The sequence below is a fragment of the Alkaliphilus transvaalensis ATCC 700919 genome (assembly GCF_000621485.1).
GTDB lineage: Bacteria > Bacillota > Clostridia > Peptostreptococcales > Natronincolaceae > Alkaliphilus > Alkaliphilus transvaalensis.
The window spans coordinates 108141-130379 of record NZ_JHYF01000014.1 but is presented as its reverse complement, the minus strand read 5'-3'; the positions used below and the strand labels follow the sequence as shown (position 1 = coordinate 130379).

At 34.1% G+C, this 22239-nt stretch carries 18 protein-coding genes; 12 read left to right on the top strand and 6 right to left on the bottom strand.

The window, feature by feature from the left end; all coding sequences use genetic code 11:
- Window positions 1-67 precede the first annotated feature (67 nt).
- From T335_RS0111050 to T335_RS0111035, 4 genes are all read right to left on the bottom strand, one after another.
- Entirely contained in the window at window positions 68-1039 is a 972-nt protein-coding gene (locus T335_RS0111050; RefSeq protein ID WP_026477603.1) for a siderophore ABC transporter substrate-binding protein, read from the bottom strand.
- 183 nt (window positions 1040-1222) lie between these two features.
- Window positions 1223-1978 carry an iron ABC transporter ATP-binding protein gene (locus tag T335_RS0111045; RefSeq protein WP_026477602.1) on the bottom strand — a complete coding sequence of 252 codons (756 nt, stop codon included), beginning with the start codon at window positions 1976-1978 and terminating at the stop codon, window positions 1223-1225.
- Window positions 1975-2925, bottom strand: a complete 951-nt coding sequence (locus tag T335_RS0111040) for an iron chelate uptake ABC transporter family permease subunit (RefSeq protein WP_026477601.1) — start codon at window positions 2923-2925, stop codon at window positions 1975-1977. Before T335_RS0111040 ends, T335_RS0111045 begins: the two co-directional genes overlap by 4 nt.
- Window positions 2922-3869: an ABC transporter permease gene (locus tag T335_RS0111035; RefSeq protein WP_026477600.1), complete on the bottom strand. Its 948-nt coding sequence runs from the start codon at window positions 3867-3869 to the stop codon at window positions 2922-2924. The genes T335_RS0111040 and T335_RS0111035 overlap by 4 nt, the downstream gene beginning before the upstream one ends.
- Before the next feature lie 179 nt (window positions 3870-4048).
- Between T335_RS0111035 and T335_RS22685 the strand changes: the two genes are divergently transcribed.
- The 10 genes from T335_RS22685 (at window position 4049) to T335_RS0110985 (ending at window position 15003) form a co-directional block, all read left to right on the top strand.
- Window positions 4049-4813: a helix-turn-helix domain-containing protein gene (locus tag T335_RS22685; protein WP_084281226.1), complete on the top strand. Its 765-nt coding sequence runs from the start codon at window positions 4049-4051 to the stop codon at window positions 4811-4813.
- A 347-nt stretch (window positions 4814-5160) separates the two neighbouring features.
- Window positions 5161-6099 carry a helix-turn-helix transcriptional regulator gene (locus T335_RS0111025; protein WP_026477598.1) on the top strand — a complete coding sequence of 313 codons (939 nt, stop codon included), beginning with the start codon at window positions 5161-5163 and terminating at the stop codon, window positions 6097-6099.
- Between the two features lie 159 nt (window positions 6100-6258).
- Window positions 6259-6810: a DJ-1/PfpI family protein gene (locus T335_RS0111020; RefSeq protein WP_026477597.1), complete on the top strand. Its 552-nt coding sequence runs from the start codon at window positions 6259-6261 to the stop codon at window positions 6808-6810.
- Between the two features lie 134 nt (window positions 6811-6944).
- Window positions 6945-7334, top strand: coding sequence for a radical SAM-associated putative lipoprotein (locus tag T335_RS0111015; RefSeq protein ID WP_026477596.1), 390 nt, complete (start codon window positions 6945-6947; stop codon window positions 7332-7334).
- On the top strand, window positions 7324-8424 hold the full coding sequence (locus tag T335_RS0111010) for a radical SAM/SPASM domain-containing protein (RefSeq protein WP_051569274.1): 1101 nt from the start codon (window positions 7324-7326) through the stop codon (window positions 8422-8424). The genes T335_RS0111015 and T335_RS0111010 overlap by 11 nt, the downstream gene beginning before the upstream one ends.
- 378 nt (window positions 8425-8802) lie before the next feature.
- Entirely contained in the window at window positions 8803-10620 is a 1818-nt protein-coding gene (locus T335_RS0111005; RefSeq protein ID WP_026477594.1) for a peptide ABC transporter substrate-binding protein, read from the top strand.
- 104 nt (window positions 10621-10724) lie between these two features.
- Window positions 10725-11654, top strand: coding sequence for an ABC transporter permease (locus T335_RS0111000; protein ID WP_026477593.1), 930 nt, complete (start codon window positions 10725-10727; stop codon window positions 11652-11654).
- Between the two features lie 2 nt (window positions 11655-11656).
- The gene (locus T335_RS21665; protein WP_051569273.1) at window positions 11657-12952 is read left to right on the top strand and encodes an ABC transporter permease; all 1296 of its coding nucleotides are present in this window, start codon (window positions 11657-11659) and stop codon (window positions 12950-12952) included.
- Window positions 12953-12970: 18 nt separating this feature from the next.
- Window positions 12971-13978 carry an ABC transporter ATP-binding protein gene (locus T335_RS0110990; RefSeq protein WP_026477592.1) on the top strand — a complete coding sequence of 336 codons (1008 nt, stop codon included), beginning with the start codon at window positions 12971-12973 and terminating at the stop codon, window positions 13976-13978.
- 38 nt (window positions 13979-14016) lie between these two features.
- Window positions 14017-15003 carry an ABC transporter ATP-binding protein gene (locus T335_RS0110985; RefSeq protein WP_026477591.1) on the top strand — a complete coding sequence of 329 codons (987 nt, stop codon included), beginning with the start codon at window positions 14017-14019 and terminating at the stop codon, window positions 15001-15003.
- 236 nt (window positions 15004-15239) lie between these two features.
- On the opposite strand, the gene T335_RS0110980 is transcribed toward T335_RS0110985, so the two are convergent.
- Window positions 15240-17459: a family 10 glycosylhydrolase gene (locus T335_RS0110980; RefSeq protein WP_242837285.1), complete on the bottom strand. Its 2220-nt coding sequence runs from the start codon at window positions 17457-17459 to the stop codon at window positions 15240-15242.
- A 510-nt stretch (window positions 17460-17969) separates the two neighbouring features.
- On the opposite strand from T335_RS0110980, the gene T335_RS21660 reads away from it, so the two are divergent.
- Window positions 17970-19877 (top strand): M28 family metallopeptidase, encoded by a 1908-nt coding sequence (locus T335_RS21660; RefSeq protein WP_084281224.1) that lies wholly within the window; start codon window positions 17970-17972, stop codon window positions 19875-19877.
- A 233-nt stretch (window positions 19878-20110) separates the two neighbouring features.
- Here T335_RS21660 and T335_RS0110970 read toward each other — a convergent pair whose 3' ends face one another.
- Complete coding sequence (locus T335_RS0110970) at window positions 20111-21844, bottom strand: S8 family peptidase (RefSeq protein ID WP_026477588.1); 1734 nt, start codon at window positions 21842-21844, stop codon at window positions 20111-20113.
- Window positions 21845-22017: 173 nt separating this feature from the next.
- Between T335_RS0110970 and T335_RS23015 the strand changes: the two genes are divergently transcribed.
- Window positions 22018-22206, top strand: coding sequence for a Fic family protein (locus T335_RS23015; protein ID WP_084281230.1), 189 nt, complete (start codon window positions 22018-22020; stop codon window positions 22204-22206).
- Window positions 22207-22239 lie beyond the last annotated feature (33 nt).

The window sequence follows — 22239 nt, the reverse complement described above, 5'->3', positions numbered from 1 at the left end:
AGTATTTTAAAATTTAGATTTTCATTTTAATTTTTAGATTTAAGCTAGACAAATAAGTCACTAACCCTTATTTAATTCCATCTTCAATCTCTTGAATCATAATGCTAGTACCTATCAATCCGCCACTAGCTACATACCAAACATGGGAATTAAGGTAAATCATATTATCATTTTGGATCGCTTGAGTTTGTTTCATTAAATCATTGTCAAATAACTGAGAAGAACTAGCATTTCCAGCAGTAACGGCTCCTCTGTCAATAACTAAGATATAATCTGGATCTTTTTCAACAATGTATTCATAAGATACATTCATACCATGGTTAGCTACTTCAATTTCCTCATCAGCAGCTATGAAAGCAAATTCATTATGAATGATACTAAATCTTGAACCTGGTCCATAGGCATTTAAGTTTCCTTCATTAGCCATGATAATAAGGGCATTTTTACCTAAATCTGCAACTTTTTGTCCTACAGCTTCTAAAGAGTCAGTAACCTTTTTAAGCTCTGCTACCGCTTCAGTTTCTTTACCGAATATCTCACCTAATAATGTTACATTATCAGTAAGAGATCCAACATAGTCACTTGTATCAACTGTTAAAAATACAGTGGGTGCTATTTTTTCAAGTTCTGGATATACATCTCTTTGTCTTCCAGAAATTAAAATTAAGTCTGGTTCCATACTAAATATTTTTTCAAAATCAGGCTCGAATAATGTTCCTACGTCTTCATATTTGTCATCATTAAATTTAGACAGGTATGCAGGGACATTTGACTTAGGTAAACCAATTACTTCAATACCTAAAGCATCTAAAGAATCTAAAGTGGCATAGTCAAATACAATAACCCTTTGAGGATTTTTATTAACAACTGCTTGCCCTAGTTCATGATTAACAGTAACAGTAACGATTTCTTCAACCTCTCCTGCTGCAGGTGTGCTAGTTTCATTAGATTGGCTAGGCGTGCTACTGCAGCCTGTAAAAGCTAAAACTGAAATAAGTACTAATAAAATTGCTAAAGTAAAACGATTATTTTTTTTCATTTCTTTCACCTCTTATAATTTTTTTATTATTTAAATATATTTTTTTATTTGTAATTAAGAGACTTACATATTAAGCGATGTAAATTTGATTAAATATCAAGAAGCTAATTTAACCCCCTTTAAATAACAATGGAAAACGACACCCAATAGCAAATCTCTTAATCTAAATACATGATTAAAAAGCTAATAATAAATACAGATTCTGTTGTTTTCTATATTCTCTATTTTTATATCCATATCATAGATTTCACCTAAAACAGAGCTTTCAATAATATGATCAATGGAACCCTCATGGGCAATCCTTCCATCCTTTAAAGCGATAACATAATCGGAGTAACAGGAAGCAAAGTTAATATCATGTATTACAATGACAACCGTTTTACCTAAATCATTAACTAAAGATCTTAAAATTTTCATAATCTCTACAGCATGTTTCATATCTAAGTTATTTAGAGGTTCATCTAAGAAGATATAGTCTGTATTTTGGGCTATAACCATAGCAACATAAGCTCTTTGTTTTTGACCACCACTAAGTTGGTCAAGATATTTGTCTTCAATATCCTTAAGCTTCATGTAAGATAAGGCCTCATCTACATATTTCCAGTCCTCATCAGTAAGGTTACCTTCTGAATAGGGGAATCTTCCAAAACTGACTAATTCTCGAATTGTTAAACGGATATTAATGTTGTTAAACTGTCGAAGAATTGCCAGTTTTTTAGCTAAATCCTTGTCCTTCCACTGGGAAAGTTCCTTTCCCTCTATATAGACATCCCCTTCATTTTTCTTTAGAAGACGGCTCATCATACAGAGTAATGTACTTTTCCCTGCCCCATTGGGACCTATAAAAGATGTAATTTTTCCTTTTTTTATTTCAAGAGATACATTATCTACAACCCTTTTATCGCCATAGATTTTAGTAAGGTTTTTTACTTCAATCATATTCTACTCTCCCTTAATAGTAAGTATATAAAGTACATGCCCCCGACAAAATTAATAATGACACTAATGGGGGTACTAAAATTCATTACCCGTTCGGCTATTAATTGCCCACCTACAAGGGCAACCCCACTAATTAAGATAGCCCCAGTAATTAAAAATTTATGCTTGTAGGAATGAATAAACTGCCTAGCAAGGTTTGCTACAAGTATCCCTAGAAAAGTAATCGGTCCTACTAGGGCTGTCGAAACAGAAATAAGAACTGCAACAGCAATTAGCATTTTTTTTACAACCCGATCATAATTGACTCCTAAACTGATGGCTTCGTCTTTTCCTAAGGAGATAACGTCTAACATTTTTAAATCCTTAAAAGTAAGAAGGAATACGCCAATAATACTAATAAAAGAAATCGTTAATAGGTTGGTATTAATACTGCTAAAACTAGCAAAAGATCTATTTTGTACGATTAAAAATTCATTGGGATCGATAACCATTTGCATGAAGGAGGATAAGCTTTGAAAAAAGGTACCAAAGACCATCCCAACTAATAGTAAAAAGAAAACACTATTTCCTTCCCGCTTAAAAAGAAAATTAAAAAGTAAAATTGAAAAACAGATCATTAATCCAACAGATAAAACAAAGTTTATATGACGATTCGATGCGGCAATAGATAAAGAACCAAATACAAAGATGACAAAGGTCTGAATAAACATATATAGTGAATCTAAACCCAATACACTAGGGGTTAAGATACGGTTATTAGTAATCGTTTGAAAGATAATTGATGAAAAAGCAATGGAACTACCTGTTAATAGGATAGCTGCCACCATAGGTAGGCGTCTGCTTAGACCATAGTTCCAGTTCCTGCTGTTTAATCCCAATGTTAAGAATAACACCGTTACAATGGCTAAAATAATAGTAAGAAGGATTAGTTTTCGTTTATTTGTCATGCTGTTCTCCTCCTTATTAATAAATAAAGGAATATAAAACTTCCAATAACACCCACCACTAAGCCAATGGGTATTTCGTAGGGAAAGATAATAATGCGGGATAAAATATCACAGGCTAAAAGAAAATTTGCACCTAACAGGGCTGTAGCCCAAATACTCTTTTTTAAATGATCTCCCTGATATATACTTACGATATTTGGTACAATCAGACCTAAAAATGGTATTCTTCCAACGGTAATAACCACCACAGAGGAAATAATAGAGACGATAATAATACCGATGTTGACCACCTGTTTATAATTTAGCCCCAAATTAATTGAAAAATCTTCTCCCATGCCTGCTACAGTAAATTTATTACTGTAGAGAAAAGCTAAAATTACTAGTGGAATGCTAAGATATAATAATTCATATCTCCCCTTAATAATCATAGCGAAGTTACCCTGCAACCATGAATTAGCGCTTTGAATCAAGTCATATCGATAGGCAAAAAATGTAGCGGTTGAGTCAATGACATTACCCAACATAATACCTAAAAGAGGAATCAAAATAGTACCCTTCTGCTTAATTCTTTTTAAAATAGTCATAAATAAGAAGGTTCCTGCCAATGCGAATGAGAAGGAGAAAGCCATCTTATGAAATGTACTAGCTGATGAGAAAAAAATTAGAGATACAACCATCCCCAGTCGGGCAGAGTCAATTGTGGCTGCTGTTGTGGGTGATACAAATTTATTTCTAGTAATTTGTTGCATAATTAAGCCACAAATACTCATGCTCATTCCTGCTACAATAATACTAATTAGACGGGGAATACGGCTTTGTAAGATAATTAGTACTGCTTGATCCTGCAAAGATAATATGTCGGCAAAAGTAACTTCCTTTACTCCGATGAATATAGAAATAATAGATAAAATCACTAAGAATAAAAGTAAATATTTATTTTTCATAATTTCTCCTTACTGTAGTTAGTCTAGTTAATTTGACACTTCCTTTAATGACTTGATATAATCAAAGGGGATTTTGAGTATGATTATCTTTCTCACTTGAAACATATTAACATTTAATTTAAATTGATTCTTAACTATATTTAGTTTTATTAAGCATATTTAGATTTCTTTAAAAGGGAGTGAATAAAATTTATCCTGTATATAATTCTACACTTGAAACAATGGACAACTTTTTCTTAAGCACCCATATTCCTATTAAAGCCTTTGATCTTAATGGAGGGTGTTTAGGTTCCATAGGATATGAAGACCAGTTAGAAAAAATTTTTGAAATAAATCATGTCTATGAGGAAGGTAAAAAACAATTGCTAAGTAATTTAAATAGTACTTTTACAACCCTACAGACAAGAGGAAAATTATCTTTTACCATTACACCTATCTGTTGTAAGGACATCAATGGAGGAATTTTTATTATGGGTCCCTATACTTCTTGCCGTTGCAGAAGTACTAAAGAAATATTATATAAACCCTCTAACTGTATTCCCCATTTAGTTACCCTATTGCACAATTTCAGGAAAGATCAAGTTTGTTTGAAATTTAAAAAAGCTGGTTATGACGGCCTTTATTTTAGTCCATATGTTAGAAGAACAATCGATTACATTGAAGAAAATTATCATAATCCAATAACTTTGGATGAAATTACAGAGTACTTAAATATTAATCGTTGTTATTTTTGCACCATATTTAAAAAAGAGACCAACAAGACTTTTACACAATTTCTTAACGAAATAAGAATTGAAAAGAGTAAGAAACTGCTAATTGAAACGAAACAATCTATTTTAGATATTGCCCTGCAAGTGGGTTTTAATAATGCTAATTATTTTAGTATGTCATTTAAAAAACTTACAAGTAAAACACCTCTACAATATAGAAAAGATGTAACTTAAATGAGAGATGTTGCATGCATCATTAGCAATAAACTTTAATTTTATCTATGTGGATAATGAAAACTTTTCACATTAATCAGCTACAACAACTATAGGAAAAAAATCTAGTGTAGTGTTAAGATACTAGTTTAGTGATCGATAAAAGTCTGAAAAGGTAAACCCCACCTTCTATCAGGCTTTTATTTTGGACATAAGTTTAAGGAGAAAGAAAAAAGGCTTAACAAATATATAGAAAATTTTAACATTTTAGAGGGTTTAGGTTTTATTTGTAGAAATAATCAGTAGTATTAAATGACACAAATTACATAAATTACATAGTTAGCATATGTAACAGGAGATAATTACACATGAAAAAGTCAGAAAGAATACAAATGATCCTCATGCTTATAAAGCAAAACAAACGTATGACAGCTAAAGACTTGTCGGATTATCTAGAAGTAAGTATGAGGACAATTTATCGTGATATTGATGCCTTAAGTCAAATGAATGTCCCAATAATTGCATATGAAGGACTACATGGGGGATACGAAATTGACCATAAGTATTTTATTCCAACCATTAGATTATGGGAGAAGGAAATTTTAATCTTAATGCTATTGTTAAAAGTGTCAAAAAAACTTAGCTTACCAGACTTTACAGAGAATATAAGTGCATTAGATATAAAACTTAGGAATGCTTGTTATGGTGAAGTAGAAGATTATAAAGATGTTTTAGATAGAATTACCTTTGACATGCAATACATATATGCCGAATCTTACTTAGAGGGGACATTTGAAAAGATATTAATGGCTTTTAAAAATAACGAGAAGTTAGCCATTCAGTATTTTGTACCTCTGAAAAATCAGATGGTTGATCGAAAAATTTCTCCCCTACATTTATTTTATAGCGAGGGCTGTTGGTATTTAGATGCTTTCTGTCACCTAAGATTACACAAAAGGACCTTTAGACTAGACCGTATTCGCTCAATTAGTCTTACTAGTGAAAAGGTAGACAAGGACCTACATAAAAAGTATAAAGAGAAGGATTTAGATGATCCATCCTTTTTACTTGAATTTCAAATAGACAAAGATTTATATTCTCTAATAAAGGACGATGGAGCAATGAAGGAGGCAATAATTTATGGAAGTGACGATAGACATTATTACATTCGTATTGAGACTAATAAGAGGGTTTATTTTGAGACACTAGCTATTAGAAATGTATCTGAAGTTACAATAAAAAGTCCAGAATTTTTTGTTGAGCTGATAAAAGATAAGTTTATCGAAGCAATGAAAAAATATAGCTAAAAATATTGTTGAAAATTTATCCAAAACCAATAACCTAATCATTAAAATATAAAATAATATAAATTTAATCTTAATTATGCAACTTTTTAAATAATATTTAGAACACTGACAATCTTATGGCAATGTTTGTAAGCTATAATCATTTTGGAGGTGTTGAAAATGAATATAGCAATTTATTTGTACGACGGTTATTATGAAACAGAATTATGTATTCCTGCAATGTTATTTTCTAAGGAAAATATGTTTACCATTGCCAGCGACCAAGAGGTTGTTACTTGTATGGATGGACGCCGTCTTTTAGTGGATCGACAGGTTAAAGAAGTAAAGGCGGAAGAAATCGACCTATTAATTATTCCTGGTGGAAAACCGATTCCAAAGGATGATATCTTTCAATTAATTAGGAACTGTGAAGAACAAGGAAAAATAATTGGCGGCATTTGTGGAGGGGTGGATTATTTAGCCTATGCAGGTGTATTAGAGAACCGAAGGTATACAAGTTATTATGCACTTGGAGAAAGCTATGATTTTTTACCCAAAAGGGGAACCATGACAGGGGCAACCTATGAAAGCGATAGAGGTATTGTTTCTGCAAAACCAGAAGCCTACTTAGAATTTGCTTTAGAGCTATATAAACTAGCAGGAAAATTAATAGAAGAAGACGTGGCAAAGTACTTAGATTGGTTTAAAAGCCCTAATACATTTCAATATTAATTAAAATGCTAATTCAAGTTCTAATCCTAATTCAGATGGTTAGGTTATTGAGAATTGTTGTAAAATAATAGAAAGATAATTTTGAAGCACTTTTCAAGGAGAATAATATTAGGTTAAGGATTGGGGGAGATCAAATGGCAAGAAAGATTAAAAAAACATATCGCTTTATTTTGTCGTTCTTTGCAACAGTTGTTGCTGGCGGGTCTTTAGCAGGTTGTGGAATGTATGGCCCCCCTCCCCGGTCTTACTATACAATGAATGGCAGGGTGATACAAGAAAATGGAGAAGGTATATCCAATATTAAGGTAACTATTAGTGAAACCAAAGATAGTGTGTATACTTCGAAAGATGGAAGCTTTTCAATTGTAAATAAAGACCTAATGGGTAGAGATAACATAACCTTAGAAGTAGAGGATCTTGATGGTGAAGAGAATGGTGGAGAATTCAAATCTCAAAGGATTAAGCTTAATAACTTTCGAGACCAAGAAATAAGTATTGAGATGGAGAATAAAGATGAACTTTAATAAGCGGAATAGCTATAAAAAAAGAATCCAACAATGGGGATGGAATCAGGGAAAGAAACTAAGAGCCAATATCCATGACCTAAATTATTTCTTTTGGGAAGCTACATTAAAATGTAATCTTAATTGTCTCCACTGTGGGTCCGACTGTAGTAAAGATAATAACTGTACAGAATTACCAGCAGAGAAAGTTCTACAGGTATTTTCTAATATAGCAGAAAATTATTCAGCCCAAGATGTTATGGTTGCAGTTACAGGGGGCGAACCACTAATGAGGAGGGACTTATTTGATGTACTTAATAAGGTTAATCAGTTAGGTTTTTCATGGGGCATGGTAACCAATGGGATGTTAGTAAATGAAAATGTAGTAAAAAAGTGCGCAGAAACAGGAATGAAGACTGTTTCAGTAAGTCTAGATGGAGTTAGAGAATCTCATAATTGGTTACGAAACGAAGCTACATCCTACGATCGTGCCATAGGGGCCCTTAGATTATTTTCTAAAGCCAATAAATTTGATACAGTAGAAGCAATAACTTGTGTTAACCCTGTAAACCTAAAACAATTAGATGAACTTTATCGTGAAATAAAAAATTTGGGTATTAATAGTTGGCGAATACTAACCATTTTTCCCAAGGGGAGAGCAGTATCATCGAAGGCTTTATCTTTAAAAGCAGATGAGTTTAAGGAATTATTTAGTTTTATTAAAGAAAAAAGGCAGCAGGATTCAAAACTCCACATTAATTATTCCGAAGAAGGATACTTAGGTTGTGATTGGGAAAAGGAAGTAAGGGATGATTTTTATTATTGTGGTGCAGGAATCAACATTGCAGGGCTCCTATGGGATGGGGCCTATAGTGCTTGTCCCTCTTTATCAAGAAATTGGATACAAGGAAGCATTAACGATAGCCTATTTTCAGATGTGTGGGAGACTAAATATGCTAATATGAGAAACAGAGACTGGATGAAAAAAGAGCATTGTAAAGGATGCCATGTCTGGAGTAATTGCCAAGGCTCTAGTCTTCATCTATGGGACTGGGATGAAAATAAACCTCAAATATGTCACTATCGTTTGCTAAGTATAAATATAGAATAATAAAATAATATCAGTATTAGAATTTTGTTAACGGAGAAGTTGCATAAGCTTTTAAAGTTATAATAATAGGTCCTTTTATATTTGCATACATTCTATATAAATTAATAATTATGTACTATGTACTATGTACTATGTAATTACTTGATTATCCTGTATTTGCAAATGAGACTAAAACTAAAATTAGCATGAACCCAAAAGATACTTTCTTCAATAGGGAGGTATCTTTTTTTTGGCTTAGAATAGTGCCTATTGAAGCTTATTTATAAATGTTACAAAAAATATATACAACCCCTGTACTACAATGAATTTTCAGAAAATATAATTTAAATAGCTTATAAGTTTCGGGGTACCCAAAATTAAATAAAAGGGGGATTTATCGTGGGAAGTAAAAAAAGATGGATTCTATTGTTGGCAGTAATGATGGTATTAAACTTGGCATTAGTAGGATGTAGAGGAAATACAGATGACCAAAAAATAGGTGATGACCCTAAAGATGGGGTGACAGACATTTATGACGGCCCTAAAATTTTAGACTATTATTCAGCTGCAGAACCCCAGACCTTAGATACTCAACAGATGTATGGCTCGCCAGATATGATCTTGGCTAACATGTTTAGTGAAGGTTTATTACGCTCGGGTAAAGCCAATGGAGAGACAGTACCTGGTGTTGCTGAAAGTTTTAAGGTTAGCGATGATGGAAGGGTTTATACATTTAAATTGCGGTCGGATGCTAAATGGATGGATGGCTCACCCGTAACAGCAGAAGATTTTTTCTTTGGCTGGAGATTAGCATTAGAACATACTCCCTATAGTTTTCTTTTATCAGAATATATTATTGGAGCAAGTGAATATGAAAATTATGATCAAGCTACTTTTTTAGCAGAAATAGACAGTACATTTAAAAACTTAAGCGAAGAACAAAAAGATGAACGAGTAGAAAATATGACAGAAGAGGAATTAACTCAATACCAAGCCAAACGAGATGAGTTATGGGAAGAAGTGAAGGTATCGGCAAGTGGTTCTGAAATAACAGTAGAACTTATTTCTGCTACTCCATATTTTCCTTTCTTAACAACAATGCCAGTTTTTGCACCAGTTAAAGAAACCTTCTACAATGAAAGAAAAGCTAAGGGAGACTATTCACTAGAGGCCTCAGGGTTAAATTCAAATGGACCTTGGAAGATAGTAGAGTGGAGGCATAATGAGAATTTCAAGCTTGAAAAAAATCCTCATTATTGGAATCGAGATAACATTAATTTAGACATTCTTAACTTGAGAATCGTAAATGACGTACAAACAAGAACTAACTTATTGAAGACAGGTCAACTTGATGGATCTGCCATACAGGCAAAGGATATACCTGAATTTACTGATATAGCAGTACTAGAAGAATATGGACTTCAAACAATGGTGGATATGCCAGATTTCGCATCCTTCTATATAGAGTTTAATCATGTAGAGGATACACCTATGAAGAACACTAATATTAGAAAGGCCATTATGTATGCTATGGACAGAGAATCCTTTGTAACAAAAATCAATTTAGGAGACGAACCAGCCTTAGGCTTTGTCCCAACAATGTTCCCTGGCTACCAAAAATCCTTCAGAGAAGAATCTGGAATGAGACTTTTTGAAGATAACCAAAAAGAAAAGGCTAAGGAATACCTAGCACAGGGATTAAAGGAACTGGGTTTAGACAAATTACCGCCAATTGATATGATGATCGGAGAAAGTGACATTGCAAGAAAAATTGCTGAAAAGTTCCAAGAAGATTGGGCAGAGATAGGCATAACAGTCAACCTAATGCCATTACCTTGGAGTGAGCAGTTAACAAGGCTTCAAAAAGGAGATTTCCACCTTGCTTCATCTGGATGGGGACCAGACTACCCAGATCCAATGACTTTCTTAGAGTTATTTGAATCTACTAACCCCAATAATAGCGGTAAGTACAGCAATCCAGAAGTAGATCGATTAATTAGAGCTGCTAAAACAGAAAGCAATGCTAAGGAACGTATGGAGTATATGTATCAAGTAGAAAAGTTACTATTTGAAGATGCAGCATTGGCACCCCAATATTATAGAATCGCCCACTGGACCTTTAAAAAATACCTAACAGGTGTTGTTAATAAAGGTATTGGGGCAACAACTGACTTCTATTGGGCTGATATAGATATGAATGCAAAGTTAGCCAAGTAATATATTTAAGTTATGGAAAGGCATATGACTATATTAGTATGCCTTTCCTATATATTATATTTAAATCAGTCGGTGTAAATGAAAATGAAAAGGAGGGCCTGCATGTGTTGCGATACATTCTTAAGCGTTGCCTTTATGCACTAATCACCCTTTGGGTGATTGCAACAATTACATTTGGACTAATGAAAATATTGCCCGGGGATCCCTTTAATGATCCTAAGTTAAAGCCCGATGTTAAAGCTACCCTAATCAAACAATATGGTTTAGATAAATCAATACCAGAACAATATGCCCTATACATGAAAAATTTAATGAGGGGAGATCTAGGAACATCTCTAAAATTTCCAGGGAGATCTGTAACCAAAATGATTCAAGAAAGCTTTCCAAAATCCTTTGCTTTAGGATGGCGGGCTATGGTTATAGCTGTGGCTTTTGGATTGACCTTTGGAATCATTGCAGCTTTAAACCATCAGAAGGTTTTTGATTATTTTACAATTTTTATCGCAATTATTGGTATCTCAGTTCCCAGTATTGTAATGGGACCTATTTTGGTGTATACCTTTGGAGTCAATCTAGGTTGGCTACCAGTAACGGTAGATGGTACACAAATTTCATACCTCTTACCATCCCTTACTCTGGCTTTAGGTTCAGTAGCATTCATATCGAGATTAATGAGAACTACCACTCTAGAAGTATTAAATCAGGACTACATTGTAACAGCAAAATCTAAAGGGATAACGAAAAGAAAAATTGTATGGAGCCATGTGATTAGAAATGCCATTATGCCCGTAGTGACTGTCCTAGGGCCCTTATTTGCAGCGTTAATTACGGGGTCTATCGTAATAGAGAAGATTTTTGCAGTAGCTGGGTTAGGAGAGTATTTTGTAAGTACTATTTTCTTGAAAGATTATCCAATGATTATGGGGATCACAATATTTTATGCCGCCCTAATTATTGCTTCAATTTTAATGATAGATATTATATACGGCTTTATTGATCCAAAACTCCGAGTGACGGGAAGGAGAGGGAGATAATTATGGATACTGTTAAATACAGAGAAATTAATGAAGAATTATTTGCCCATGTAGGTAAAAATCTTGAGGCAGCTGAAGCAATTAAAAGACCAAGTCTAACCTACTTTCAAGATGCATCCCGTCGACTGAAAAAAAATAAAGTAGCCATATTCTCATTAGTCATTTTAAGCATTCTAATTATCATGTCAATAATAGGACCAATATTGTCTGCAAGTATAAATGGACATACATATCGTCGGCAAGATTTAAGTCAGCAAAATCAAACCCCTATTATGAGTAACGCTAGAAGCATTATGATGACGGCAAATGATGTTTTTTCCTATAAAAAATATCGCTATAATTTTAGAAAAACAAAATTAATCTTTACGAATGTACAATTAAAATCTGCAGGGAAAATAGCATTAAAGGTGGGTAACCAAACCGACGAAGCCTGGCAGGGGGATAGAAAGGAATACCATATTGCCATTGAGGTAGTAAAATCAGATACATGGAGTAGTATCCTTCAAAAGCTCAATAATGAATCAGATGCTATTCTAAAGGAAGATCCTAGTTTTAGAGGAGTTAACTTTGAAATAAAGGGATCAAAACTAGTGGTCTCTACCCCTGGAGAAAGATGGATTAATAAAACCTACTGGTTTGGGACTGATGAATTTGGTCGAGACCTATTCACACGGCTGTGGGAGGGTGGTAGGGTATCCTTCGCAATAGCCTTTTTATCAGTTTTTATCACCTCTATATTTGGAATTATCTATGGAGGGATATCTGGTTACTTCGGAGGAAGGCTAGATGATCTACTGATGCGGTTTGTTGAAGTATTAATGACAGTACCAGATATGCTATATATTATCCTTTTATTAACAGTAATGAAACCTGGTTTTTTACCAATCATTATTGTGTTAACAGTAACAAGTTGGATGGGTACAGCTAGGATCGTTCGAGGTGAAGTGATGAGGTTAAAGCATTCTGAATATGTTCTTGCATCTAAGGGACTAGGGGCAGATAGTAAAAGAATCATATTCAAACATTTAATTCCTAATACAATGGGACCAATTATCGTAAACATGACGATGATGATTCCTAGAATGATTTTTGCGGAAGCCTTTTTAAGTTTTATTGGACTAGGAATACCAGTGCCCTATGCTTCATGGGGAGTATTAGCAAATCAAGGGGCACAAATCTTTAGACAGTTCCCTCACCAGCTGCTTATTCCAGGTATCACCATAAGTTTAACGATGTTGGCCTTTAACCTATTAGGGGATGGCTTAAGGGATGCGCTAGATCCAAGGCTAAGAAAATAGATAAAGGGGGGATAAAAAATGAGGGAAAGAATATTAGCGGTCAATAAGCTCCAAGTGTCCTTCAACACCTACGCTGGAGAAGTGCAGGCCGTTAGAGATGTGACCTTTGATTTATATAAAGGAGAAACATTAGCAATTGTAGGGGAATCGGGATGTGGTAAATCCGTTACAGCAAAATCCCTTATGAGGCTTAACCCAGAACCACCTGCCGTAATTAAAGGTGGAGAGATTATTTTTGAAAATAGAGATATAACAAATTTAAAGGAAAAGGAGATGCAACGGATTAGGGGTAGTCAAATTAGTATGATTTTTCAAGATCCTATGACTTCATTAAATCCAACAATGACAGTAGGACGTCAAATAACTGAAGGACTAAAGAAACATCAAAAACTTACGGAAGTAGAGGCCCAGAAGGTGGCTATTCAAATGTTAAAGTTAGTTCAGATCCCCAATGCAGAAAGTCGATTTAAAGAATATCCCCATCAATTTTCTGGGGGGATGCGGCAAAGGGTAATGATCGCAATGGCATTAGTTTGTAATCCTAAGATATTAATTGCCGATGAACCCACAACCGCCCTAGATGTTACCATACAAGCACAAATATTAGAGTTAATGAAGGAGTTGCAAAATAAAATAGATACATCAATCATACTAATAACCCATGATTTAGGGGTGGTAGCCCATATAGCTGAAAGAATAGTGGTGATGTATGGAGGAAAAGTAGTTGAAAAGGGACGATCAGAGGATATATTCTATCGTTCTAAGCATCCCTATACGTGGGGCCTATTAAAATCTGTACCCCGATTAGATATAAAAAGAAATGCTGGCCGCCTTAGTTCGATTGAAGGTACTCCTCCAGACCTATTGGCTCCACCACCTGGTTGTCCCTTTGCAGATCGATGTCAATATGCAATGAAGATCTGTCGAATAGAAATGCCTCCTATGTTTGAAATTTATCAACTTCATGGAGCAGCCTGTTGGATTAACCATCCCCAAGCTCCCACGAAGGTTAAAGAGGAGGTATAGACATGAAGGAAAAAATGAAGGAAAAAATGAAAGCAAAGATGAAAGAAAAAGTGAAGGAAAAGGATTATCTAGTAAGGATCAATAATCTAAAAAAATACTTTCAAATAAACAAAAATACCTACCTAAAGGCAGTAGATGATGTTTCCTTAGAAATTTATAAGGGGGAGACATTAGGATTAGTTGGAGAATCTGGTTGTGGTAAGTCCACAATTGGCAGAACCATATTAGGAATGTATGAAGCAACAGGGGGAAGTGTGGAATTTAATGGAGTAAAGGTTTTTGGAATGAAGGCAAGTAGCACTAAAGAATTTAAACGCAAGGCTCAGATGATTTTTCAAGATCCCTATGCCTCTCTAAATCCCAGAATGTTGGTGTCAAATATTATAGCAGAAGGGATAGACATTCACCAGTTATTAAAGGGTAAAGAAAGGACAGATCGTATTTATGAACTTTTAGAACTGGTGGGGTTAAATAAAGAACATGCCAATAGATTCCCCCATGAATTTAGTGGAGGACAAAGACAACGTATTGGAATTGCTAGAGCATTGGCAGTTAATCCTGAATTTATTGTTTGTGATGAGCCTATTTCAGCGCTGGATGTTTCTGTTCAAGCTCAAGTGGTCAACTTATTACAAGAACTACAGAAACAATATGGATTAACTTATTTATTTATTGCCCATGATCTTTCGATGGTTCGATATATTTCAGATCGTGTGGCAGTTATGTATTTGGGGGCTGTTATGGAGTTGGCAGATAGTAATGACCTATATGAAAAACCCCTTCACCCCTATACTAAGGCATTGTTATCAGCAATTCCCATTCCAGACCCAGATATACAGAAGGGAAGACAAAGAATTATCTTAGAGGGAGATGTACCTAGTCCCATTAACCCACCAGACGGTTGTAAATTTGTAGATAGATGCAGTTATGCAGAAGAAATCTGCAAAACTAAGAGACCAGAATTATTAGAGGTTAACCCTGGACATTCTGTGGCCTGTCATATTTGGAAGGATATAAAAGATTAGTACCCAAAGTCAATCATTCTTTATCTAAATAAAATCAGTAGTACAGTATTACTTAGATATTGTACTACTGATTTTTAATGTAATACTTAGTTCCTAAACAACTCTAATTATTTATCTATAGAATCACCTTATAGCTTATCTAAACAAGCTTAATTTAAAGTTAAATTTTTAGTACTGACTATCCCTTAAAATGGGTTTAATTCAATTTTAATTCAATTAATTATTAATCTTAATTCTTAATTAATAATCTTTAATAAACGATCTAAAATAACCACTATTTCTGCTCTAGTTGCTAAATCTTTAGGTTTTACACCACCACCAGAGCCTACAACTAATCCTGCTTTAGTTAGTCGGGCTACAGATTCCCTAGCATAGTTACTAATTTGATGGGCATCATGATAACCCGATAAGGCTTCTTCACCTGCTGGCTCTAATCTAACTCCTGATTTTTCTATTACTCGATTCATAATAACCATCATGTCTTCACGACTAATATTTCCGTTGGGATTAAAAGCGTTATTTCCACTTCCTTTAGCAATGCCTAATGCCTTTGCTGTTCCAATAGCATCATAATAGTATGAGCTTTTAGGGACATCTCCAAAATTATCTTTAAAATCAGCCTTTAAATCTAATGCCCTAACAACCATCAGAATAAAATCTCCTCTTTTGGTATTATTGGCAGGGCTAAAAAGGTCGTTTCCAGTTCCAAAGACAATTTGTTTTTCATAAAAATAATCAATGGCACTGACTGCCCATGCATAATTAGTACTAATATCATTAAAGTATTTTGAGATGGTAATACCAACAAAAAGTTCATTACTTTCATGATGAAGTCTATCTAAGGCAGTGATGACATAGGCTGTTTTGGTGGGGTCGATATTCTTTTCTTGATCAATAAATTCCTGTAGTCCATTGGTATTTTTTCTTATTGTAGTTACTAAACTTCTAGCACTATCATTACGATTACGATCAAAATCTGCTCCCTTATCAATACGGTAGATCCCATAGTAGCTGGTATTAGGATCGTGGTCCATCCATGTTACCTTAATTCCCTTATCGGTATTTTCCATTCTTCCTAGGGTTGGCGCATTGGGAGCTTTACCACCCTTCCATGGCATAATAGGGACTATTGCCTTTGTAGACCATGGCTTTTCTTTAATCATATTAACTACTGACAGCTTATTGATATCATTAAAGTTTTGATATCTAAACATAATGCTTCCCTTTATTTCGGAATTTAGAATGTTAAACTTTAGCTGTCTCTCAAATTCTTCTACCGAACTACTTCCATTGAAGTATGGGTCAGCATCGCTATTTACTTTATAGAGAGCCTGCCCTATATAAAGATGGACATTTTTCCCTTTAACAACTCTAGACCACCAATCAGCTACTTCACCATAGGGAACCCTTGTGTTACCAAAGGTAAAGTAAATTTGAGGGGCAATGTAGTCAATAATTTCTTCTTCTATCCACTTTTTAGTGTCTGCATAGCTTCTGTCGTAATTGGGTTGACCAGCACTGGTATTTGTACCATTCGAATGGCCATCTCTTTGATTCCCCCATACTGCAGTAGGGCTAATGCCAAACTTTACCCAAGGTTTAGTTGCACTAATTTTATTTGAAAGTTCTTTAATTAATAAATAGGTATTGTTTCTTCGCCAGTCTGCTTTATTAGAAAACTGTCCCGAGTTATATTTCTTGTAGGTTTCATCATCTTGTAGTTCATTATTAGTGCTTTCATAGTAGAAGTAGTCGTCAAAATGGATTCCATCTATATCATAATTCTTAACAACTTCCATTACTCGATCCACTACCCATTTCCTCGCTTCAGGAATCCCAGGGTCAACCACAAATCTTGACATGGCAGTTCTAACCCATTGGGGATGATCCTTGTAAACACTCTTATCAATATTAAGAGAAGCCTTAGTAGCATCACTAGTGTTCATGGAGATACGATAAGGATTAAACCATGCATGAAGCTCTAGGTTACGCTTATGGGCTTCCTCTATCACAAAGGCTAAGGGATCAAAGCCTGGGTCTTTACCAAAGGTTCCGGTTAGATATCTTGACCAATTTACAATATCAGATTGATAAAGGGCATCCCCTTCAGGGCTGACCTGAAAGAAAATTGCATTCATGTTCATTTCTACTGCGTTATCTAATATAGCAATAAGTTCTTCCTTACTTTTTTTAATTCGCTCTTGATCATTGGCAATTTTAATTGTTTCAGCAGAAGGCCAATCTAAATTAATAACAGTCGAGATCCAAGTTCCCCGTAGGTCTCGCTTAGCTATAGGCGTTTCTTTGGGTAGATAATGAGCGTATTGATCCCAAGGATTAGAGGTAGCAAAGGTATGGAGGGGAAGGGTGGTAATGATTATAAGGGTTACCATAAAAAAAACTAAGTTTTTTTGAATTTTCTTTTTCGATGACATTGATGATATTATAGATGACATTGTAAATCCTCCTTTAATTTTTGAGACAGTTGGATGTTCAACAATCATAAGATTTTTATATTAACAAACTGTTTTTAGCTGACAGAAATCATAAGTATGCCTATTTTAATAGTATCAAAAATGATAGATATAAGATAGAGGGCATATTTTACATTTAGGGTAGGTTGATTATGATAAGATTTAAATAATAGGCTAAAGGAGACAAATTTCTATTATAGTTTAATTTTGAAATTAAATATCGAAACGTTAACTATAATGGGGTATAAAACAAGTTCTTGTGACAAATTTCTACAAAACGCAAGACTAAAATATGGTAATATTTACTATGTAGTCCTCTGACTATTAATTAATACATCTTATGTTGGGCAAAGAAACTTATTAGATTTTAGATATTAGGGATTAGATATATTGGTTAATGAAAGACAAAATCTAAAAGAGAAAGGAACATGTAGATGAAAAATATAAAAATAAAAAACAACTATTAAGAAAATAAGTGTAATTTTACTCATTATGTTGCAAGTACTCATCCTAACAAGCTGTCAACTAACATCTGTTTTTAACAACGATTTTAGTAGCATAGAATCCACCGTTAAGTGGCTAACAGCCAGTAATTTACATGGTAGAATGACGGGTACAGCAGGAAATCTAAAAGTACAAAATCGACTTGCCCAAGCCTTTAAAGACCTAGGGCTTGAAACAGGTTTTGAGGAGGGGTATCTTCACCTCTATAGACAAGAGGTAAATCTTCCACAGGAACAACTATTTACCCTAGAGGTCTTTTCAGATGGAGTATTAAAGAAAAAGGCAGAATACGGGGCAGACTATTTAATTGCTCATTATACCGAAAGCTTTACAATAGAAGGGGAAATTACTTTAGACACAAATAATACCACTAGCATAGTAGATGATTCTAATAAGATTCTAGTGAGTGAAGCTAGAAGTGGAATTAAAACTGAAGGAGATCAGTTGGTATTAATTAAGACGGATGTTTTTAAGAAAAGTGCTCAACATGCAAAGGGACTAGTGCCACGAATACAGATAAGTCCAGACTTTTATGATTATCTTTCTTCTTTAGAGAAGGTAAGTTTAAAGATAGTAGCTGAAATGGAGAGAGAAGAGGTTGAAGTTTCTAATGTAGTCGGTAAATTAAAGGGGAAAGATCATGAAAAAGCCCTTGTGATATCAGCCCACTTTGACCATGTGGGGATGGTGGGAAAAAAGCAAATTGACGGAGCCATCGACAATGCCTCGGGGGTGGCCCTTCTGTTGGATATAGCCAGCAAACTAGTAGACTACCAGAAGGAGCATGAGTTAGGTTTTGATATCTTGTTTTGTGGCTTCAATGGAGAAGAAACAGGACTTCATGGTAGCAAGATATTTGTTGAGGCAATTTTAGGTGAATATAAGGAGATTGTTAATATCAATTTAGATAGTATTGGGGTAAAGGGTGACGATACATTATTAATTGCCCATCAAGGTGAAACGAATCCACTAGTGATGAACTTGGAAAACTATCTCCATCAACAAGGCTACAGGATGGAAAGGATAGATAATGGTATTTCAGATCATGTCTCCTTTGCTGTGAAGGGATGGTCTGCCCTAACGTTAAGTAGTAAAGAACTTGATTTTATACATACTTTAGAGGACACAATAGAAAAGGTAGATTTTCAGTTATTAGAGACTTTAAGTAATGACCTTTTTAACTATATGATCACTAATGGAGAAGAACTTTTTCATAGGATGACCATTACAGAAGAAACAGAAGAGATGCAAAAAATGAGAGAAATGTCAGAAGCAATTAATACAGCCAGGGGCAAATTAAGTCTAGGTGAATTTATGATTATTGAAGTAAATGGAGAAAAACAGCGTGTAATAGGTAACCAATATAATTTTAAAGATTTAGATGAGTTTACTTCATTCTTTCCCAATATTGTGGTGCAAAATTCTTTTGACGAGGCTAATTTAAAGGGTATAGTAGTTCAGTTAGGTAAGAAATATGAAGAAATTAACTTAGAAGACTATGAAGTAGATAAAATTTATCAAATGGAGGTCTCACAGGAAGGAATCTATGGGATACGCTTAAATTATTTAAAAGAAGCTGAAAGATATTTGGAAAGCACTTCTATAGAAATTTTAGATGAAGAAAGAATGGTAAAGGCAGGAATTAGGGTCTATGACAATGAAGAGTTAAAGACAGAAACAGTCGAAATTAATGGAGTACCCTACAAAATAATCTATCAACTTGAAAACCCCAATATCATAGGTCGAATAGAATACCTTATGGAATATGATGCTAGAGAATTTGTCATAACTATTAGTAATAGTTATAAAGAATGGGAAGACCCTGTGGAGATGATCAATTATATTGATGGGCTGAATATAGATATAAATCAATTAATTAGAGGAATATTTTATTAGTTAGAACAATATTTAAAAAGTGGATTTAAGGATTAAATCTAGTAAAAAGAAAAATAGAAGTAAAGGGTGTTTAAGTAGTTTATCTGACAAATTTAATTTAAAATATTTTACTTAGGGCTAGCTTACTAAATTTGTCTTAAAATAAACAGTGACTCTTTGTCAAAATTGTGTAGGTATTCATTTAATTAGGATACCCTTCTGATTATGACAAAGAGTCTTTTATTATGGATATTTTATAGATTCTTTATAATTTCATAGATATCAGGTACAACTACCCCACCATCTTTCTTAGCTGAAGGCTCTATCGTGATAAGAAGCTCTTTAATTTCTTGGGGAGATAGTTCAGGTTTTACCTCCTTAATAAGGGCTACTAAGCCAGCTACTGCTGGAGCAGTACTAGAAAGTCCAGAATTTATCTCTTGGGGATAAAACATAGAATCTTCAAAAAATCTATCGAAGGCTGGTACAAGGGATGTAGTTATTTGATACATCTGGGAAAACTGGAATGAATAAATTAAATCGGTTCTAATAATTCCCTCTTCATCCTTAGGATAGTGGAACCAAACGACTGTAATTCCTTTGTCTCTAGCTTCCTGAATTTTATTAATTAAGTTTTCATCCTTAGATAAAGTAAAAGACCAGCTTAAAGAAACGACAGAAATATTTTCTTGTATACAATGATTTAGAGCAGCAATAATATTGTCTGTATATAGACCGCCATTGTCTTCAAATACATCTGCCAATAACAAATGAAGCTTAGCTTCAGGAGCAATTGACAATAATGATCTTACCATAGATGTACCATGAAAATTACCATTCCAAGCTATATCTCCAAAGGCTTTGGCTTCAGTAACATTGTTTTTCAAGAAGGGGGCATTTGGATGAAAGCCTTGGTCAATAACAGCCACATCTACATTTCCTTTAGAAATATCCCATGCTTTATAAGTATTGTAGATATTACTGGCCCATAGGTTAGGTAACTTGATATCCAATAACATTTCAAAATCTAATTGTTTAAAGCGGTACAGTGAAGAATTTTCTTTAGGTATGTACTGACTGGTGATTGGGTCAATGTCTACATTATTAAAAAATGAATTATCTGGGTTTAACATATCATATGAAATCCATACATCAGCTGAGTTTTCTATTAGATGTGCCTTTAACGCTAGAGGAGTAAATTCCTCAACCTCAAGTAGCATAGCTAATGCGCCACCTATACTTCCTAAAGCTTGCCTATAATTCAAGATTTCTAAATTCTCAAAGGTGCCAGATGTAAAGATATTAATATTAATATCATGTAATCTGCTATTATAGGGCTTTCTAACTTCCTCACTATAATAGGGTAACCCCTCCCGATTAACATATCCTACAGTAATTGCACCCATATTTTCTAAGCGATTGGTCAGTTCGATTAATGGGTCGGTCTCTGATAGATCTCCCTGTATCACTACAGCTATATTTTCCTTAAGACAATCTGCAACAAAAGAAGTTATTTCATCGGCATCATAAAGGCTAATATCATCAATGATAGCAATATTAATGGCATGACCTAAAAGCTGGGTTACTGACAGTTCTTCACTAAGATAGACAAAAGAATCTCTAGCAGTATAATAGACAATATCCGCTAAAACCTGCTTTCCATAGCCTTGACCAATTATACCTATGTTAACGCCCTTGCCAGAAGCTTTTGTGTGGCCAAGGGGGAGCTTGCTAAAATAGCTATAGAAATCTGCATAGGGCAATATAGAACTAATAATATTTCCATCCTTATACTCTACTGTTGAATAGTCTATGGAAGGATACTTACTATTAACTTTTTGCATAGCTGGGACTTGAACCACTTCCTTAGTGGTAAATCTATTATAGGAGACGATAGAGGTTATTAATAGAGCAATGATGAGGGCTACATAAATAAATCGGTTGATAGTCCTATTTGGGTTATCAAAATTAATAATTTTTTTACTCATAACGAAATCAATCCTCCTTATTAAATTAAAGGTATAGTTCCACATTGAATTTTCATTTCCTTTATTTAAATATAATAAATATTCTAATAACAAAAACCCGTTGGAAGATCTGTTGAGTAGAAAGGTTGATATTGTACAGAAGAAGAGAGTGGTAAAATCCCAATGAGGGATTTATTCATGTATATAGAAATCAAACTACATCCCGTTATCCCGTTGAAAGAGCTGCACAGCTATATGGGATTTTTGTTGGAGTTCATCCTTTTGTAGATGGCAATGGACTGCTTACTTGTCCCAAATGGTGTTGTGTAAAAAAGAGGAAACTTACTAGTATATATAGAAAGAATCAATTAGAAGATGGGTAATAGGTTTTACCAATTTTATTATTATTTAAGATG

Bases quoted from the DNA above. Each gene is read 5' to 3' on its own strand.
- T335_RS0111050 (WP_026477603.1), bottom strand. From the start codon at position 1,039: ATGAAAAAAAATAATCGTTTTACTTTAGCAATTTTATTAGTACTTATT.
- T335_RS0111045 (WP_026477602.1), bottom strand. From the start codon at position 1,978: ATGATTGAAGTAAAAAACCTTACTAAAATCTATGGCGATAAAAGGGTT.
- T335_RS0111040 (WP_026477601.1), bottom strand. From the start codon at position 2,925: ATGACAAATAAACGAAAACTAATCCTTCTTACTATTATTTTAGCCATT.
- T335_RS0111035 (WP_026477600.1), bottom strand. From the start codon at position 3,869: ATGAAAAATAAATATTTACTTTTATTCTTAGTGATTTTATCTATTATT.
- T335_RS0111025 (WP_026477598.1), top strand. From the start codon at position 5,161: ATGAAAAAGTCAGAAAGAATACAAATGATCCTCATGCTTATAAAGCAA.
- T335_RS0111020 (WP_026477597.1), top strand. From the start codon at position 6,259: ATGAATATAGCAATTTATTTGTACGACGGTTATTATGAAACAGAATTA.
- T335_RS0111015 (WP_026477596.1), top strand. From the start codon at position 6,945: ATGGCAAGAAAGATTAAAAAAACATATCGCTTTATTTTGTCGTTCTTT.
- T335_RS0111010 (WP_051569274.1), top strand. From the start codon at position 7,324: ATGAACTTTAATAAGCGGAATAGCTATAAAAAAAGAATCCAACAATGG.
- T335_RS21665 (WP_051569273.1), top strand. From the start codon at position 11,657: ATGGATACTGTTAAATACAGAGAAATTAATGAAGAATTATTTGCCCAT.
- T335_RS0110990 (WP_026477592.1), top strand. From the start codon at position 12,971: ATGAGGGAAAGAATATTAGCGGTCAATAAGCTCCAAGTGTCCTTCAAC.
- T335_RS0110985 (WP_026477591.1), top strand. From the start codon at position 14,017: ATGAAAGAAAAAGTGAAGGAAAAGGATTATCTAGTAAGGATCAATAAT.
- T335_RS0110980 (WP_242837285.1), bottom strand. From the start codon at position 17,459: ATGTCATCTATAATATCATCAATGTCATCGAAAAAGAAAATTCAAAAA.
- T335_RS21660 (WP_084281224.1), top strand. From the start codon at position 17,970: ATGTTGCAAGTACTCATCCTAACAAGCTGTCAACTAACATCTGTTTTT.
- T335_RS0110970 (WP_026477588.1), bottom strand. From the start codon at position 21,844: ATGAGTAAAAAAATTATTAATTTTGATAACCCAAATAGGACTATCAAC.